Source organism: Sphingobacterium sp. UBA2610, from assembly GCF_002339225.1.
Lineage (GTDB): Bacteria > Bacteroidota > Bacteroidia > Sphingobacteriales > Sphingobacteriaceae > Sphingobacterium > Sphingobacterium multivorum.
The window spans coordinates 1-16,788 of sequence record NZ_DDKA01000005.1; the positions used below are offsets into that span (position 1 = coordinate 1).

At 37.7% G+C, this 16,788-nt stretch carries 15 protein-coding genes; 7 read left to right on the forward strand and 8 right to left on the reverse strand.

Annotated features, from left to right (window positions below; genetic code table 11):
* Window positions 1-288 precede the first annotated feature (288 nt).
* The 5 genes from B4Z47_RS03430 to B4Z47_RS03450 all read right to left on the reverse strand — a co-directional run bounded on the left by B4Z47_RS03430 (window position 289) and on the right by B4Z47_RS03450 (window position 4,526).
* Window positions 289-990: a lycopene cyclase domain-containing protein gene (locus B4Z47_RS03430; protein WP_115050192.1), complete on the reverse strand. Its 702-nt coding sequence runs from the start codon at window positions 988-990 to the stop codon at window positions 289-291.
* The gene (locus B4Z47_RS03435; protein ID WP_115050190.1) at window positions 987-1,445 is read right to left on the reverse strand and encodes a sterol desaturase family protein; all 459 of its coding nucleotides are present in this window, start codon (window positions 1,443-1,445) and stop codon (window positions 987-989) included. The genes B4Z47_RS03430 and B4Z47_RS03435 overlap by 4 nt, the downstream gene beginning before the upstream one ends.
* Before the next feature lie 9 nt (window positions 1,446-1,454).
* Entirely contained in the window at window positions 1,455-2,291 is an 837-nt protein-coding gene (locus tag B4Z47_RS03440) for a phytoene/squalene synthase family protein (protein WP_046675142.1), read from the reverse strand.
* A gap of 4 nt (window positions 2,292-2,295) precedes the next feature.
* The gene (locus B4Z47_RS03445) at window positions 2,296-3,774 is read right to left on the reverse strand and encodes a phytoene desaturase family protein (RefSeq protein WP_115050187.1); all 1,479 of its coding nucleotides are present in this window, start codon (window positions 3,772-3,774) and stop codon (window positions 2,296-2,298) included.
* Window positions 3,775-3,884: 110 nt separating this feature from the next.
* Window positions 3,885-4,526 carry a MarR family winged helix-turn-helix transcriptional regulator gene (locus tag B4Z47_RS03450; RefSeq protein WP_070566814.1) on the reverse strand — a complete coding sequence of 214 codons (642 nt, stop codon included), beginning with the start codon at window positions 4,524-4,526 and terminating at the stop codon, window positions 3,885-3,887.
* Between the two features lie 275 nt (window positions 4,527-4,801).
* Between B4Z47_RS03450 and B4Z47_RS03455 the strand changes: the two genes are divergently transcribed.
* From B4Z47_RS03455 to B4Z47_RS03470, 4 genes are all read left to right on the forward strand, one after another.
* The gene (locus B4Z47_RS03455; protein WP_115050185.1) at window positions 4,802-7,264 is read left to right on the forward strand and encodes an outer membrane beta-barrel protein; all 2,463 of its coding nucleotides are present in this window, start codon (window positions 4,802-4,804) and stop codon (window positions 7,262-7,264) included.
* A 201-nt stretch (window positions 7,265-7,465) separates the two neighbouring features.
* Window positions 7,466-7,972 carry an STM3941 family protein gene (locus tag B4Z47_RS03460; protein WP_115050183.1) on the forward strand — a complete coding sequence of 169 codons (507 nt, stop codon included), beginning with the start codon at window positions 7,466-7,468 and terminating at the stop codon, window positions 7,970-7,972.
* A gap of 178 nt (window positions 7,973-8,150) precedes the next feature.
* On the forward strand, window positions 8,151-9,170 hold the full coding sequence (locus B4Z47_RS03465; RefSeq protein WP_115050181.1) for an SDR family NAD(P)-dependent oxidoreductase: 1,020 nt from the start codon (window positions 8,151-8,153) through the stop codon (window positions 9,168-9,170).
* Window positions 9,171-9,262: 92 nt separating this feature from the next.
* Window positions 9,263-10,075, forward strand: a complete 813-nt coding sequence (locus B4Z47_RS03470) for a helix-turn-helix domain-containing protein (RefSeq protein WP_115050179.1) — start codon at window positions 9,263-9,265, stop codon at window positions 10,073-10,075.
* Between the two features lie 259 nt (window positions 10,076-10,334).
* Here the strand turns inward: B4Z47_RS03470 and B4Z47_RS03475 are convergent, their stop codons facing one another.
* On the reverse strand, window positions 10,335-12,569 hold the full coding sequence (locus B4Z47_RS03475; protein ID WP_159333210.1) for a TonB-dependent receptor: 2,235 nt from the start codon (window positions 12,567-12,569) through the stop codon (window positions 10,335-10,337).
* A gap of 526 nt (window positions 12,570-13,095) precedes the next feature.
* Between B4Z47_RS03475 and B4Z47_RS03480 the strand changes: the two genes are divergently transcribed.
* Window positions 13,096-13,734: an isochorismatase family protein gene (locus B4Z47_RS03480; protein ID WP_115050175.1), complete on the forward strand. Its 639-nt coding sequence runs from the start codon at window positions 13,096-13,098 to the stop codon at window positions 13,732-13,734.
* A 210-nt stretch (window positions 13,735-13,944) separates the two neighbouring features.
* On the opposite strand, the gene B4Z47_RS03485 is transcribed toward B4Z47_RS03480, so the two are convergent.
* Window positions 13,945-14,286 (reverse strand): DUF4377 domain-containing protein, encoded by a 342-nt coding sequence (locus tag B4Z47_RS03485; RefSeq protein ID WP_112375886.1) that lies wholly within the window; start codon window positions 14,284-14,286, stop codon window positions 13,945-13,947.
* A gap of 238 nt (window positions 14,287-14,524) precedes the next feature.
* Here B4Z47_RS03485 and B4Z47_RS24675 point away from each other — a divergent pair, with 238 nt between their 5' ends.
* Together B4Z47_RS24675 and B4Z47_RS03490 are read left to right on the forward strand one after the other, a co-directional pair.
* A complete protein-coding gene (locus B4Z47_RS24675) occupies window positions 14,525-14,704 on the forward strand; it encodes a lmo0937 family membrane protein (protein WP_115050173.1) in 180 nt (59 codons plus the stop codon).
* Window positions 14,705-14,784: 80 nt separating this feature from the next.
* Complete coding sequence (locus B4Z47_RS03490; RefSeq protein ID WP_286726861.1) at window positions 14,785-15,939, forward strand: GAF domain-containing sensor histidine kinase; 1,155 nt, start codon at window positions 14,785-14,787, stop codon at window positions 15,937-15,939.
* Window positions 15,940-16,009: 70 nt separating this feature from the next.
* On the opposite strand, the gene surE is transcribed toward B4Z47_RS03490, so the two are convergent.
* The gene (surE, locus tag B4Z47_RS03495) at window positions 16,010-16,744 is read right to left on the reverse strand and encodes a 5'/3'-nucleotidase SurE (protein WP_070566840.1); all 735 of its coding nucleotides are present in this window, start codon (window positions 16,742-16,744) and stop codon (window positions 16,010-16,012) included.
* Window positions 16,745-16,788: the final 44 nt, after the last annotated feature.

Below are 16,788 nucleotides of genomic sequence, written 5' to 3' on the forward strand. Positions count from 1 at the left end.
GGTTGATTACATCGTTAACGATTCGTACCGGATGACCTTTGGACACCAGTTCGTCCAAAGTTGGAGGAATGGCCATGATCTGGTCCTGATAGTAAGGCTTAAAAGTAGGTCTTTGAGATGGCATATATCCTTTTTGTTCACACTATAAATATATGAAAATCAAACAGTTAAAACAAATAATAAACCTTAGATAATGAAAAAAAAGAGACTGCCTTTTTGAGACAGACTCTTCCAAAAAATCAAGCAGCGGATTTCTGAGCTTATTTGAGCTGTCCAAATGCATCCACTTTATAGATTGGATTTTAGGGGCATACTTTGAAACTTTTTGAAAAAGTAAAGAACCCACAAAAACTGAGTGTATCCGTACACTGCATCTTCAACCGGAATCGTAAGTACCCTGATCCCCATAAATTCCATTGGATTGTAATTGACAATAGGGGACTCCAATCCTGTTCCGGTAAGTATACCGTTGACAGGTAAAAAGCCCAGCATCAGCAAAGTGAAGACTAAAGAGGCCTGCGTAATCCATTGTATCCGAAATACAAAGTGAAAAAGCACCAATGTCAACATAGTCACAGCAGCGGTAACTACGGTATAGATTCTGTCAGCATATCGAAGGGCAACAACAGCACATATAATGAAACTTACAAAGACAACAATATTATTGAAGGCCGATAGCGATTGTAATCTAAAAAATTTATCGATGCAGAAATAGGTAAAAATACATGAAAAAGGGATGAAGATAAAGAATAGCCATTCTTCCAATGGTAGTCCTGCTATGGCCAGTCCCAAGGTATATCTTGTGTCAAACCACCACACTCCCTTACTGGTAAACCAGACATCCCAAGCTATAAAAAATACAGCAACAAGCGCTGATGCCCTTAAAAATGGGATGAACTCACGATCGAATCGAAGCCGCTTGTCGAAGGATGCGACAAAACAGATTATGACCGTAAAAAATAAGATAAGCGAATAAGTATATTGCATCATATTTTTTCATTGTTAGTATACATTTTAAAGTATTTCATTGGAACATATAAAAAGCCAAAACACTCGCCCTCCTCTTTGCCTAAATGTTTATGATGTTGTTTATGGGCGCGACGAAGCGCCAAAAAGTAACGGTTATTCGTTTTACTCAACCATTTGAAACGTTGATGGATAAATATATCATGCACAAAGAAATATGCCATACCGTAGAGCATAATTCCCAATCCAATATAAAACAGATAATTGTACCCCTTTAAAGACCCAAAATACATCAACGCGATCGTGGGAAGGGCAAAAATGATAAAAAAGTAATCATTCTTTTCCAGAAACCCCGCATTGCTGTGATCATGGTGATCGCGATGTAATATCCAGAGAAAGCCGTGCATAATGTATTTATGGATAAGCCAGGTGGCGCCCTCCATAGCAATAAAAGTGACCAATACTGTAATAAAATTCATAACTCTATTTTATAAGTAAGCAGCTTTGTAACGTAGATAACTTTTAAAAGCAACATAGGCTTTTTGTGCATTAGGTATTCTAATCCTACTTTCCAGAATTTCTTTGGAGGATTTTTTCCGAATCTTCGCAAATAATGAAAGATAATATTTATAAGCCAGATAAACGCCAAATTTTGCCGATGCAGGCAATTTTTTGATTCCCAAAAGCGCTTCCTTAAATTCGCTGTGTATCTCATCCTCAATCTGGCTTTTGAGTGCATTGTCAAACACCGCCATATCCAGGTTTGGAAAATAGGTACGTCCAAGCACCTGATAATCGTCCTTGAGGTCACGCAAGAAGTTTATTTTTTGAAATGCAGAACCCAGTTTCATGGCGTAAGGTTTTAACTCCTCATAGCGCTCTCTATTACCTTCTGTAAAAACCTGTAAACACATCAGCCCCACCACTTCAGCCGAACCATAAATATATTCTTTATAACGTTCGGAATTATAGTCGACCTTATTCAGATCCATTTCCATGCTATGCAGAAATTGTCGGATCAGCTCGATGTCGATAGCATACTTATGCACCGTCTCCTGAAAAGACTGTAATATCGGATTTAATGAGATACCTTCCTCTAAAGCACAGTTAGTCTCGAGGTACAACCGCGCCAAAAGTCGCTGCTTATCATAACCATGAAAACTATCGACTATTTCATCAGCCAACCTTACGTAGCCATAGATTGCATAAATACTAGCCCTAATGCTTGGCTTGAGGGCCAATATACCAAGCGAGAAACTTGTACTATACTTTTCAGTTGTTTTTTTGCTTACTTCATAAGCGAGTTCATCAAATAGCTTTTTCATGGTCTTATGTTTTACGATATAAATCAATGGCTTCTTTGGCAACAATTTTCCCCGATAAGATGGATGGAGGTACTCCGGGACCAGGAACTGTCAGCTGACCTGAATAAAAAAGATTATGGACTTTCTTATTTCTAATCTTGGGTTTCCATACCGCTGTCTGTTTTAATGTATTTGCTAGCCCATAAGCATTTCCAGCGTAAGCATTGTAATCGCTGATAAAGTCGCTTACGCAGTAACTTCTCTTGTATGTAATCTGCTCGTATAGGTTTTTTGTACCAGTATGCTTTTCCAAACGCTCTAACATCTTAATTAGGTATTTTTCACGTGTTTCATCATCGTCTGAGATAGCTGTCGCCAACGGCATCAACAAGAAGAGGTTCTCACTGCCTGGGGGAGCCACATGAGGATCCGTTTTGGATGGACAACATACATAGAACAGTGGATTTTGGGGCCATTTTTTTTCACCATATATACAGTCAATATGATCGTCCAACGGATGCTCAAAGAACAGTGTATGGTGTGTTAGATTTGGAATGGACGATTTCATCCCCAGATAATATATCAAACTCGAAGGGGCAAAGGTCCTACTCTTCCAATAATCTTCATCATAGTTTCTCAAATCCTTGGTAAGTAGTGTTTCGATATGATGATAATCAGCGGATGCAACCACAAGATCAAATGCGTAATCTACGCCATTAACACCTAATGAAGTGATCTTATTCTTTTCAATTTTTAATGTATCAACATTATGATCGAAATGAAAAGTGACACCTTGCCTCTCCGCTACTTGCTGCATCGCCAGTACTAATTGAAAAAAACCTCCTTTCGGATAATGAGTGCCAAGTGCGTAACCGCCGTAGTTCATCAGGCTATATAATGCCGGAATATCCTTGGGTGAGGCGCCCAGAAATATGACCGGAAATTCCATTAATGTCCGCAATCGTTGGTCCTTAAAATATTTGGCAACATAGGATCGGAAATTGGAAAGCAAATCTAGCTTAAAAGCGCTAAGTGCAATCTTTGGAGAGAGAAATTCGCCCCAATTGTGACAGGGTTTATTGACGAAATCCCGCATCCCCACTTCATACTTAAATTTTGCAGCTTCCATAAATCGATCTAACTGCGTACCAGCCCCAGGTTCGATCTGTTCAAATAATAGTTTTAATTGCTGATAGGATTCCGGAACACGAACTTGTCCGGAGTCAAATATCATTTCAAATTGAGGATTGAGCGATACAAGCTCAAAAAAATCAGCTGTGCTGCATCCAAAATCCGAAAAAAAGGACTCAATGATATCGGGCATCCAGTACCAGCTCGGTCCCATATCAAATTTAAATCCTTCTTTCGTACTGAATTGTCTCGCCCTTCCACCGGGCTGCGTATGTTTCTCAAAAACATGCACATCGTACCCTGCTTTAGCAAGATAGGCTGCCGCTGAAAGACCCGAAAAACCTGCGCCAATAACGGCTACCTTCTTTTTCATTTGTTTTTTTAGCTAAACTACTTGGGCAATTCCCAATACTTATTGGCACCGCAACTAGTAATGTACACATCCTATTGATTTTTGTCATTTCTATCGCATCCCGATGTGGATTATAACTTCACTTGCTCCAGCAATTTTTCCGGTGCAATATTTCTATCATAGATTAATTGATGAAATTTGCTCAGTTTATCCAATAAACTTATCAATGTTATTTTTTCGTGGTAGGTCAAATCGCCTGAAACAATCTGCGTCGCATGACGTATTTTTCCCATTTGCCGGTCCAATGCCGACAAGCCATTTTCCGTGATGTACAGCAACTTACTGCGGCGGTCCAGTTTTGAATCGTGTTGACGTATCCAACCTTGTTTGATCAAACGGTTTATAATGGCCATGCCGGCTGGTTTTTCATGAATATTCCTTCTGATCAATTCCATTTTTGTCATCTCACCAAAGGACCGTAGTGTAATAAGATAGATAAACTCCTCTTGTGTGGAAAAATCAGATTCCCAAATAGCAGCCTTTGAATAACTTTTTGCGAACCTATTCATATGCACTATTAACGTGCTGATGACACTTTCCGGACTACGCCCATTTTCCTTACCGTCCCAATTGGGTTCTTCGAGAACATCGGTTGCCTTTGTTACTATCCAACGTTTAAATCCATTTGCGTCAGTGCTATAGATTCCGTCTACGTTTTCCTGTTCAAACTCTTCAACTAATCCAATGATTTCTTTTAAAAGCTGATATTTCATACACTTTATTTAGAACATAAATATACCATATTTGTTTTAATTATTTTAAAAATAATATTTTTTAGAATAAAAATAAACCAACATCATAGCCTTAATAGTGGCAAACTGTAACCCATCGAGGATAGAGACTTGCTTTAACTATAACAAGACCAAGGTTCTAAAGTTATGTTCGTTTTTATTATTACACGTGCAACATTTTTTCCGTGAGCTCGACTAACCTATAGTCACTAACTGCAAACAATTGTCATCAAGCTTTGCAGAAGAACCTTAAATACATGAAAGAGTTAAAAAAAATTGCCCTAGTTCTCCCATACCTGTTGTTTTTCGCTATATCTCATGCTTCGTCTAACACGACGATCATTTCATTCATCGATTCAACCTTTACTGTTACGGGCAAAGTAGTTGATTCTATTACTAACGAACCTGTTCATTTAGTTTCCATATCCTTACTGGATCATCAAAGTGGCAGCAATCCTGTCAGAACAGTGGTGACAAATGAAAGTGGGGACTTCCAATTGACCCATAGTCAGCGTTCATTTTACCTAAAAATCAATCATATGGGCTTTCAGTTTCAGATAAAAAGAATTGTAATACCCAACGGGAGCAATATAGATATGGGTACTATAAAGCTTCATAAGATTGACAATAAGCTTGAGGAGGTTGCAGTTTCTTCCAGAAAACCTCCCCTAGAACTTATTACCGGTGGGTATAGATTTAATGCGGAAAACAATATACTAGGCAATAGTACAAATATAGCAGAACTGCTCAAGCAGGTTCCGGGATTAACAGTTGATGAAATGGAAGGCAAATTACAATTGCTTGGAAAAGGAGCTACTGTATTGATCAATGGTCGGAAAGTCAATTTGGGTGGTCAAGATTTATTGAACTACCTGAAATCTCTACCGAGCAATGAGGTCTCGTCCGTTAACGTGCTTACAAGTCCGGGTGCGGCATATGATTCCGCCGGAGATGGAGGTGTGCTCGATATCAGACTTAAGAAAAATTCCAATTTGGGCTTCTTTGGGTCGGCAAGTACAAGTGTTTCCACCCTTTGGGGGACGGACCAATCGCTCAATTTAAATCTTAAAAAAAGTAAGTTTGAAATTTCAGTGGGCTATAATTTTTCATATAGTGAAAACCTACATAAACGAAACGATCTAATAAAAAACTATTACTTACCCGATTCTAGTTATCTCTATAGACAAGAACAGGCCAGCCAAAGATCCCAAAGAACACATTCCATGAAAACCAATACACTTTATAATATTGATTCGACGAGCACACTCTCTTTTAATTATTGGTACGCCAGCTTTTATGGCAAATTTCCTAATGAAAGAGACGCTACGATCTATAATCGGGAAGATCAATTTCAAAGGCAGCTTAAACAGCAGGACTTCATGTTTTTGGACAATAATTTTCATATCGCCGACTTCATTTATGATAAAGATTTTAAAACGAAAAGCAAGCTTTCGATCGGTATGAATTACGCGAAATACTCGAATGAGAATAACACTTCATTCTGGAGAAAGGCATATGATTTTTCTAACACGGAAATTAATTCCTCAGAAAATGATAGCAGAAATTTTATTACTTCCAGACCATATGAAATCTGGACATTCAATACAGATTACAAAACAAACATTGGAAAGGGTATTGATCTAAAATTCGGTGCAAAATATGCCCGTGCAAATACAGAAAGCTTCTTTAAGAATCTAGCCACAGATGGAATTATCGATGCAGGTGAATTAAATAGTGAAAATAAGGTTCAATATAACGAAAATATACTTGCAGCCTATTCTTCTCTGAATGGCAAATTGAAACACTTCTCCTTCGATTTAGGCTTGCGATTAGAATCATTCGACTATAAATTACGAGCCGTTTTAACTGACGAACAAATTAAAAACAACTATCTTAATTTATTTCCCAACTTTAATATACGTTATGATTTCAAAGACCTTAAAAACAGCATTGCTTTATCAGGGAACAGAAGAATCGAACGTCCCGGGTATAGTATGCTCAATCCATTTGCGGTGAACAATAATCCTATCCATTTCACCAACGGTAACACACATTTGAAGCCATATTTTGCGAATAGGCTAGATCTGCAATATTCACATAAGTGGAATAGCAACCACTCACTGATCTTTTCTTTATATGGAAACTCTTCGAAGAATATGTTTACATATATCTCCAGATATAATGAGGAGGTTGGAAGTCCAGAGTTTAACTATTATAATGATTATAATCTAAACCAAATCGGAGGTTATGTCATGTCGCAAAACAAGTTTGGAAGCAGCGTGAATGTCAGTACATATTTATCAGCACAACGCCCAACTTTCAGATCGAACAATACAGAAGATATTTTGTTACCAGGGATTGTCAACTTTAGTGGGGCGATCAATACTTTTATCTATATTCTGCCAAAGACTACTGTTCAAATACTCGGCTTTTATGCATCGAAAAGAAATAGTTTTCAAATGCAATATGGCGCAACGGGATATATCACGACGGGTTTACAGCAAAAAGTGCTTCAGGACAAGTTAAATATATCCCTCACGATTGAGGATATTTTCAACTTACAAAAAGCACCTATTTCCAGTTTAGGCAATGTGATTAGCATTGAAACAGTGAATAAATTGAAGTCGCGCTATGCAAAATTGAGTTTCAGCTACAATTTTGGAAAAACCTTTTCAGCAAAACAGACCAAAAAGCTCGAAAAGGATTCGAGGATAGATTAACCCATCAATACTTTGATCATCAAAGATGATTCGTGGAGGCATAGCGCTGGATATAATTGAGTTTAGAAAATAGTTTAAATACAGATAGACATTAAAATACCGCGAATTTAAAACGATTCACCACGAATTGGAATTCCCTTGAAAATTTGAGGAAAGTTATTCTAATTTAGTCCTATAAATACATAGAAGAAAAAGTGAATTATGAATGAGACTATCATAGAATTTGATAATAAAAAGCGCCTGAAATTAGCGCTGTTTGGTTTGCTGATGACGATAGCGGCTTTGGCATTTGCCTACTATATCTTCTTTGTCGCCGAAAAAATAAGAATTTTCCCTGGGGCACTGATGTTGACCTTAGGAGGCTTAGGGTGTTATTGTCTGATTGGTGGTATAAAGGCCCTATTTAATAAAGATCGAACCGGCCTCCTATTAAACGCAGATGGTATTCGATATAACGGTACACCAGTAGGAATAAAGGTTGGGACTGTAAAATGGACTGCGATTCAATCCGTCTCAACAGGGATAGCCCATGGTGTCCATTTTGTTTTTTTGAAGCTACACAATCCCGAAAATTATATCCAGCAGTTCGCTCCACAAGTACAACAACATGTGCTCGAAAATGGAATAGCCATTTCGGTCGATCAGTTGTCGCTTGACTTCAATGAGCTCAAAAAATTGATAGAAGAGTATTATCAGCGGTATCATTAACAGTAAAAAGAAAAAGATTGATTCCCCAACATCGTTCAAAACCTGTACAAGTCAATTGAATGAGTTGTTCGCCTTATATTTTTCATTGATCTTTTAAACAAAGTAAGTTAGGACGTCTAAACAAAACAATGCGTCAAAATCCCTCCTACCTTTGTCTTAACAAAATCAAATTTTTAAAATGAAAGCAAACAATTATCAAGGAGCATTACAGAAACCAATCGGTTCTGGCTTCACAGCAAAATCTACTTCAGAGGACGTCATTAAAGGAATTGATCTAAGCAATAAAATCGCAATTGTAACGGGAGGTAATACGGGAATCGGACTTGAAACTACCAAAACGCTCGCTTCTGCCGGTGCAACTGTTATCGTTCTTGCAAGAAACGTTGAAAAAGCAAAAGTAAATTTAGCAGGTATAGTAAATATCGAAATCGAAGAAGTGGATATGATTGAACCAGCTTCTATTGACAGATTTGCTAGAAAATTCATTTTATCAGGCAGACCACTTCATTTACTAATCAACAATGCCGGTATTATGTGGGTCCCTTTGCAGCGTGACCAACGTGGAATTGAATCGCAACTAGCGACAAATTATTTAGGGCAATTTCATCTTACAGCTAGACTGTGGCCCGCATTAAAACAGGCGGGTGCTGCACGAGTTGTCAATGTATCTTCTCTTGGACACCATAATTCTTCCTTCAATTTTGAAGATCCAAATTTTGAAAATCGCGAATATGAAACTCTTCAGGCTTATGGTCAATCAAAAACGGCAAGCAATCTTTTCACTTTAGAGCTAGATAACCGAGCCAAAGATTTTAATATAAGGGCGTATTCTTTACATCCCGGCTCGATCGGAGGTACAGAATTGGGGCGGGATGCAGACCCGGAACAATGGAGGAAGTTAGGATTTTTAGATGAAAATGGAAATATACACCCAGCGATGATGGCTGCATTGAAGACCATTCCACAAGGTGCTGCGACTACGGTTTTTGCAGCGACCAGTCCGTTATTAGATGAAATAGGCGGTGTATATCTGGAAGATAACGATATCGCAGAGTTGCTACCAACAGATCCTTTAATCCCAACCCATACAAAACTGCATCAGAACGGTGTCCAACAATATTCATTGGATAAAGATTCAGCAAAACGCCTTTGGCACCTTAGTGAAGAAATGATCGGAGTAAAGTTCAATATAGACTAATATCCAAACGGCTTACGATAAAAGATTTAGCTATTAATTTTTTATATTTATGTCATCACAATGCCTTTAAAGCCGAACAGAAAATTCGAATCATGGAGTATAAAGCAAAATATATAACAGATGATATTAAGCTATCCTGTTATGAGGATAAGTTTTTCAAATCGGATATCAGTTTCGAGTGCCATATGTTAATCTGGTTTATTTCCGGTGAAACAAAAATTGTACAAGCCGATGCTACTTACGTGTTTAAAAAAGGTGATATTTTTCTAATTCCAAGAAATCAGTTAGCAACAATTATCAACTACCCAAAAGATGGACAGCCTCACAAAACGGTCGTGATGCACTTAACGAGTGAGAAGCTAAAAAATTTCTATGCAAATCTGACCATAGAGCCTTCTGCTCGAAAATCGGAAAAGATATACAGCTTTAACAATCATCCTTTACTGGAAAGCTGTCTTTCCTCATTGATTCCTGATTTTGAACTACAGAAACTGCCCGAGAACATTGCCTCCCTGAAAATCACGGAAGCAATCAGTATCCTCCGGGCGATAGATAAAGAAATAGATCCTATTTTGGCTAACTTTGAAGAACCCGGCAAAATTGACCTGGCAGGCTATATGGAAAAGAACTTTATGTTCAATTTATCGCTGGAAAAATTCGGTTATCTGACAGGACGAAGTTTAACCACCTTCAAAAGGGATTTTAGCAAGATTTTCAACCTCACACCGCAGCGATGGTTAACAAAAAAACGATTGGAGCTAGCACACTATCAATTTGTTGAAAAAAGAATGAAACCAATCGAAGTTTGTTACGCGGTAGGATTCGAAAATCTTTCACATTTCTCCTATGCGTTTAAAAAGCATTTTGGTTACACGCCTACCGATCTGCGAGCATCGGGACTTTGAAAAAATGTTGAATAGGTCTAATAGCGAATTTCATTCCGGATACATATTAAGCATTTGAAAACGTTGAATACAAATCATAGCGAGCGCAAGCTTATCTCAAAGGCCACCTATCATCGTGCAGACTGAAAACTCATATATATCAGCTAGCACAGATGAATCCAACTCTTATACGTCTAATGGGAGCAGCTTATAATACCTTCGAATCAATTCTATTTTATGAATTTTATTCCAGTTGCAATATAGAAATTACGATAAATAATTACAGATCCAATTGAATACCTAAATTTGCTATTGTCCCGCTTCCTTTTACATAATAACGGCCTTCATTGGTGGCTCCTCTCACCTCCGCGTGCAGCGGGAAGTAATCATTATTTAGGATATTATTAACTGAAAAAATGAAAGCTAGATTCTTTAATTTATAGCGCGTTTGGAAATCCATCAGCCCATAGCCCGAAATCGGGTATTTGCCATAATTATATTCAGAAGGTCGAAAAACATCGCGTTTACCCAAATGTAAATATTGGAGATAGACGTTCCACCGATCTGTCAATTTGAAATCGGCATTAATATTTATTTTAAAAGGCGAAATAATGGAGTTGTCCAATTTATCCTTATACTTTCCCTCATTTTTCAAATCTTGCCTACCATCCATGTACCCGAGTATAGTACCAAACTTGAACCAGTCAACAGGAGTAATATCGACAACAAACTCCAAACCGTAAATACGTTGCGGCACTTGAATCAATTCATAATTACCAGGTGTTGACGTTTCTGCGAACGTACTGCCTTTTTTGGAGGAGCTATAATACCCTGTCAATTGGTAGCTCAACATAGAATAGGTCCCGTTTAGACCCAACTCAACGTTATTGACAACTACTGGCTTCGGATCGATTTGACTCAAAGGTACTCCATTTCGCAATACAAGCCCCACATCGCCGATAGAATATCCTTGCGAAAATGAAGCAAAGGGCTGTAGGTATTTCAATTTATTATACCTTCCTGCCAAATTGAATACAAATGCATTTGAATTGCTCTTGTCTCCCGGAGTGACTTTCCCTGCTTTTGTCAGATCCCCTACCTTAAAATCCAAGTTTTCGTACCGCACACCACCTTTCACTATCCAGTAATCGGCGAGATTAAATTTACTTTGAAGATATAAAGCCCCACTTTTCATGTTCATATCGGGTGTCACTAATCCATCGCTCAACGTTTTTTGAACCGTGTGATCTTTTAAAAGATCTACTCCATAAATTAAGGTTACTTTATTGTTGTTGGATAGATCAAAGGGCGTACTGAAATTTAGTCTAGCTCCCTTATGATCTGAATAGGTTTGGTTGTAGGTTTCAAATACCGTGTTCATATCTTCATAATACAGACTCATATTTGCTGAAGTCCGACCAAAGTTGCCATCATACTTTACATGAAAAGCTTTATTGTAAGGTGTTCCGCCATTAATCACTGTATCTGAAGGGATCCCAATAGCGGGTTTACTTCCAAACTCCCCCTTAGTGCCGACGTATTTACTATCCTGAACACTTCTATAATAGTTACCCATCAATTCAATGCGATGATTATCGTTAATCTGATAACCGATCTTCGCCAAGGTATTATAACTTTTTGTCTCTCCCAGACCATAGAATGGACTTACAATGGTACCATCAGAGCTGCGGACCACGCCGGTTCGCGCAATCTTTCCTTGCACGACATAATCAAACTTGTTTTGCGATCCCGAAAATACTTGTGCCAAATTATACCCATATGTTTCACTTGGTTTGACCAAGCTTAGGGAATTATTTAAAGAGGTTGACGAATGAAAACTCTTGTCTATCTTTGGCTTCTTTGTAATGTAATTAATAATACCACCGGCGGCACCATTTCCATACATTGCAGAGGCACCGTTGATGACTTCGATATGGTCAATTGCGCTAGCGTCAATCGTCTTCATATCTCTTCCGCCATTTCTTAAAGGAGTAGATTGAGGAATCCCATCGATAAGTACCAAAAAATTCCGACCACGTATTTTAGCGATGAAGTTGTTTTGGCTTTCCTCACTTGGAGAGATACTTGGCACTTTCTGCATTAGGATATTGGGTAAGTTGTCATTTATCAGACGCTGATCTTCTAAGGTCTTACCTCCGATATAGGTAATTGAAGATGGTACTTCGTCTATGCTTTCAGCCAATCTGCTCGCCGTCACGACAACTTCATTCAAATGATTACTTGTTTGTTCCATGACAAAGTCCGGAAGCTCCAGAATTTCCCCTTCCAGTGCGATCTGCGATCTGATTTCTTGAAAACCAATATGCTTTACGGTCATGGAGTGAATTCCTTTAGGAATCTTTGAAAAAATAAAATTCCCCTCATTATCAGTCTTGGTACTATTTATCCCGTCAATATTGATATACACATTGGACAAACCTTTCCCCACTGAATTTTTCACTTTGCCCTTAATTATCCCTGGTTCTTGACCATGACCATTTTTCTTAAGAGTCATCGGTTTTTCCATGGAAAAACTTATTGCTGGAATTATAGAAAAACTTAAAACCAATAGACTACTAGCCAATATTGTCTTCTGGGTAATAAACCAAGATCTTGTTGTTTTTTTCACGTATTTAAGGTGTTAAAAAAATCATTTGCCCTGTCTGCATATTGATGTCTTTCTATTTCCAAACCTTGCTATCCTGGAAATACTGCTCTGCAAAAAGACATAATTACTATTTAGACTAATTATTATTAGCGGCAAATATAGTAAAGTTGGGAAATACTTAAAGCTAAAAATTTAGAATAATAAGCGATCGAATAACTCCATCGATTATTCCATTAGGATGCAGAATGATAATAGCAGCAATAAATCTTAATGTACATTATGTTTTATGCTTGTTGTACTCCATTTTTTGCTGCTTCAACAGTCCCTAACTTTATCAAACAAAAGAAAACAGGTTCCTCTAGGTCAGATTTCATGAATACCGGAACCATTGACATTATAAAAAATTAGTATTAACATTTTAAATCTTAAAGTCATGGCACTTACAACAAGAATCAACGCGGACGATGTAGCGTTTTTATTGATCGATCATCAAAGTGGTCTATTCCAGACAGTAAAAGATATTGAAGTACCTACATTGAGAAGTAATGTAGTCGCTCTTTCACAGGTCGCCGCTATTGAAAACATTCCTGTTATTACAACTGCTTCAGAACCAAAGGGTCCGAATGGTCCATTGATGACAGAAATCCACGAAAATGCCCCACATGCACAATATGTCGGACGTACTGGTGAAGTAAATGCATGGGATGCTCCTGCATTTGTTGAAGCTGTTAAAGCTATTGGTAAGAAAAAATTGGTTATTGCAGGTGTATTAACAAGTGTTTGTGTGGCGTTTCCTGCAATTTCAGCAATTTCGGAAGGTTATGAAGTTTTTCCGGTCATTGATGCTTCAGGCGATATGAGTCCATTATCAACACAAGTAACAATTTCTCGATTACAGTTGGCAGGCGTTATTCCCATTACGACCACAGCTGTAATTAGCGAAATATTAAAAAGTTGGAAAAATACGGACGCTGCGAAATATGCACATGCACTTTCCTTGGTGATGCCTAATTATCAAGCTTTAATAGAAAGCTATTATAAAGCACAGGAAGTCGCACTAGAAAGCAAATAAGTATTTTTATTTTGTTTAACCATCTGCGGGATCGCTTTTACATAAGCTTATTCCGTAGATTACCTTCCGTTTAAAAAAAGCGTATCATCCGTTTTCATCACTTTTACCCTTTTCCTAAAGGAATAAAGGTCTTTTCCGTTTGGCAGTCTGGATAAGAAAATAAAAAAGTCCCAATTTCTCAAAAAGGGACTTTCTTAGTATATAATCAAATTACTTTTTTGTTTTTGACACTTGAGTTATCAGTGTATATTGCTGAGATGAACCATCAGCAGGAGGATTTCTGACCTCTTCGACCTTTACTTTGATCACATATTCATATCCTGATTCGTAGTTAAATCCCTGGATATTTCCATAAAAATATTCCCAGTTATCTGATTCTTTCGCCTTGACCTGCATGCACTTCATTGGGCTTACACCTTCGCAATCAACCAACTGCGGTCCCACAATCATTATTTTCTCATTGCTTTCAGCAGAATTTTTGCTACACTGGATAAAAAAGAATAAAATGAAGACGGCAAGAAGCCCCTTGAGTAATTGGTTTATACGTTTCATAAAAGAAATTTTAATAATAACTAATATAACCATTATATATATTCTTTACTATACCTATTTTACGCGCATCAGTATTGCTTATAACAACAATATTCAATATCTTCAAACCTGATGATTCTTCTTAAAGCGTTTGAGTTCACTTAACACAGCTTCTTTTTAGTAGTTTTTCCTATCGCGTTATAAAATTACGAAACGATTCGCTGATAATATTGTTCTTCAATAAACAATCGTATTTAATATGGAAGATCTATTATATTTGGCAGGTATCGGTATGGTGATCATGTGGGCGGTCACTTTTTTAGGCGGATTCATAACTGAAGATTTTATTCATATACTTTTATTTTTTGCGATGATAGTGTTTATATTTCGTGCAATTAAGGGTTTTAACAACTCTAAGGTGAATCAACCTCAACAGTAAATCAAAGCTATTAATAAACCAATCGACCGGCAATAAAGATGACGATCCCAAGCCAATTAAATCAAAATCAATGGTACGATATGCATAACCAGAAGAGCGACTTCGACTCCTGTCAAAGAATTTTGGAGGCTTTATGTGGCCACACGAAAATGAGATATGGCATGATACGCAAGAAAGATGGCCGGAAATGGGGAAATTGGTGTGTTTACGATTATCATTCTCAGAAGATCGTCAATAAAAATAGTGAACACTACGTTAAAATATATCAGGAAATAAGGAAAGGTTTCTCCCCTATTTACATTGATGATACCGAGCAGTGTTCTGTCGACGAATGGACACAAGTTCTTCACGAATTCGGTTTAAAAAGCTATATCTCTTACCCAATTATTAACAAAAATAATTCTATTGTTGGGCACTTGAGTTTCATGAACGCTGAACCAGTACACTTCGACCCAATTAAATTAGAGACGCTGCTACCTGTTTGCAGTGATTTGATTGCAATAGATTTCAAAACCATTATTGAACGTAGAAATACGAGGAAAAAATTGGAGCAGGAACTTAATTATTCCAAAAACAGAGAACTTTTTTTATCGTCCTTGGCTCACGACTTAAATAATCCCGTCAGCATCGTAAAAGTGATATCACAATATCTTGGCGAAAACATTAAAGATGAAAGCCAAAAAAACTTAATAAAGAAAATACAAGAGGCTTCATCACGCGTCAAAGGAGTGATAGATGATATTTTAGATTTCAGTAGTATCCGTCTTCAAGACAAGCTAATTAGAATTAATGATCATTATCGCATGGATGCATTGATCAAGCAAATTTTATCTGAATTTGAAGTATTACATAACAGAGCACTAATTGCCAACATCAACCTTCCAGTTGATGTACCTTGTGATCATCAGAAAATGGGGCGTGCATTCACTAATTTAATTGGAAATGCGATAAAACATGGTAATCCTTTTCAAAATATCGAAATAAATGCATTCATTCAAAAAGAAAATTTCATTTTTAGTGTTACAAATGAGGTCTCCTATCCTCAATATTCGGATCTTAAAGATCTATTTAAACCTTTTGTAAAAGGAGTCAATAGTAATGGGCTCGGATTAGGATTGTTTATTGTGAGTGAAATAGTAAAAATTCATAAGGGAAAAATAGCCGTAAATTTAAAGGACAATAAAATAACTTTTAACCTGATGATCCCAATAGATTCAACTACAGTTGTTCAATAGTAAAGTATAAACCAAGATTTCGTATTAAATTTTCGGCTGTTACCATCGTATTTTCTTTTATTACTACCTATTATTTATGTTCGCCTGTCTCCCTTGCTGCAAGTTCATCATGTGCAGTAAGATCAAGACGTAAAGGCGTAATAGAAACCAAATTGTGTTCTACTGCCCAGCGATCAGTACCTTTTTCAGCAGGTTCTAATGGCACCACTGTGATCCAATAGTTTTTCCTTCCCATAGGATCCTCTCCGGGCACCACACGGCCATCATATAAACGTACTGATTGTCTTGTCCAGGAAAGCCCCTCCGGGTTGGCTGGAAAATTCACATTATAGAGAGCAGGGCCTTTATTTTTCAGTAAAATCTTCAGCACATCGGTTGTCCACGGATACAATCCTTCAAAATCCGGCTCGGTCTTTCCTACGGGTGTGCTCAATGCTATACCGGTAATACCGAGCAGTGTCGCCTGCTTTGCCGCAGCCAAAGTTCCGGAATGCCACATGGAATTGCCTAAATTTGGTCCCATGTTAATACCCGAAAGTACAACCTGCGTATCGGGAAACATATGTAGACCCAACGCCACACAGTCTGCTGGAGTGCCATTTACCCTAAACGCTTCAATATCCTCAAAAGTTATCGGTGCACGTCGGTAGCTTAAGGGCCGGGAATGCGTAATAGCATGTCCCATAGAAGATTGCTCCACATCGGGCGCAACAATCTTTACCGTCCCAAACTCCTTTGCTGCATTTGCCAGTGCCGCAATCCCCGGTGAATAAATGCCATCATCATTGGTAATAAGTATATTCATAACTGTCCTTTTCTATGAAAACCAATCTCAAGCAGGCTTTGTTC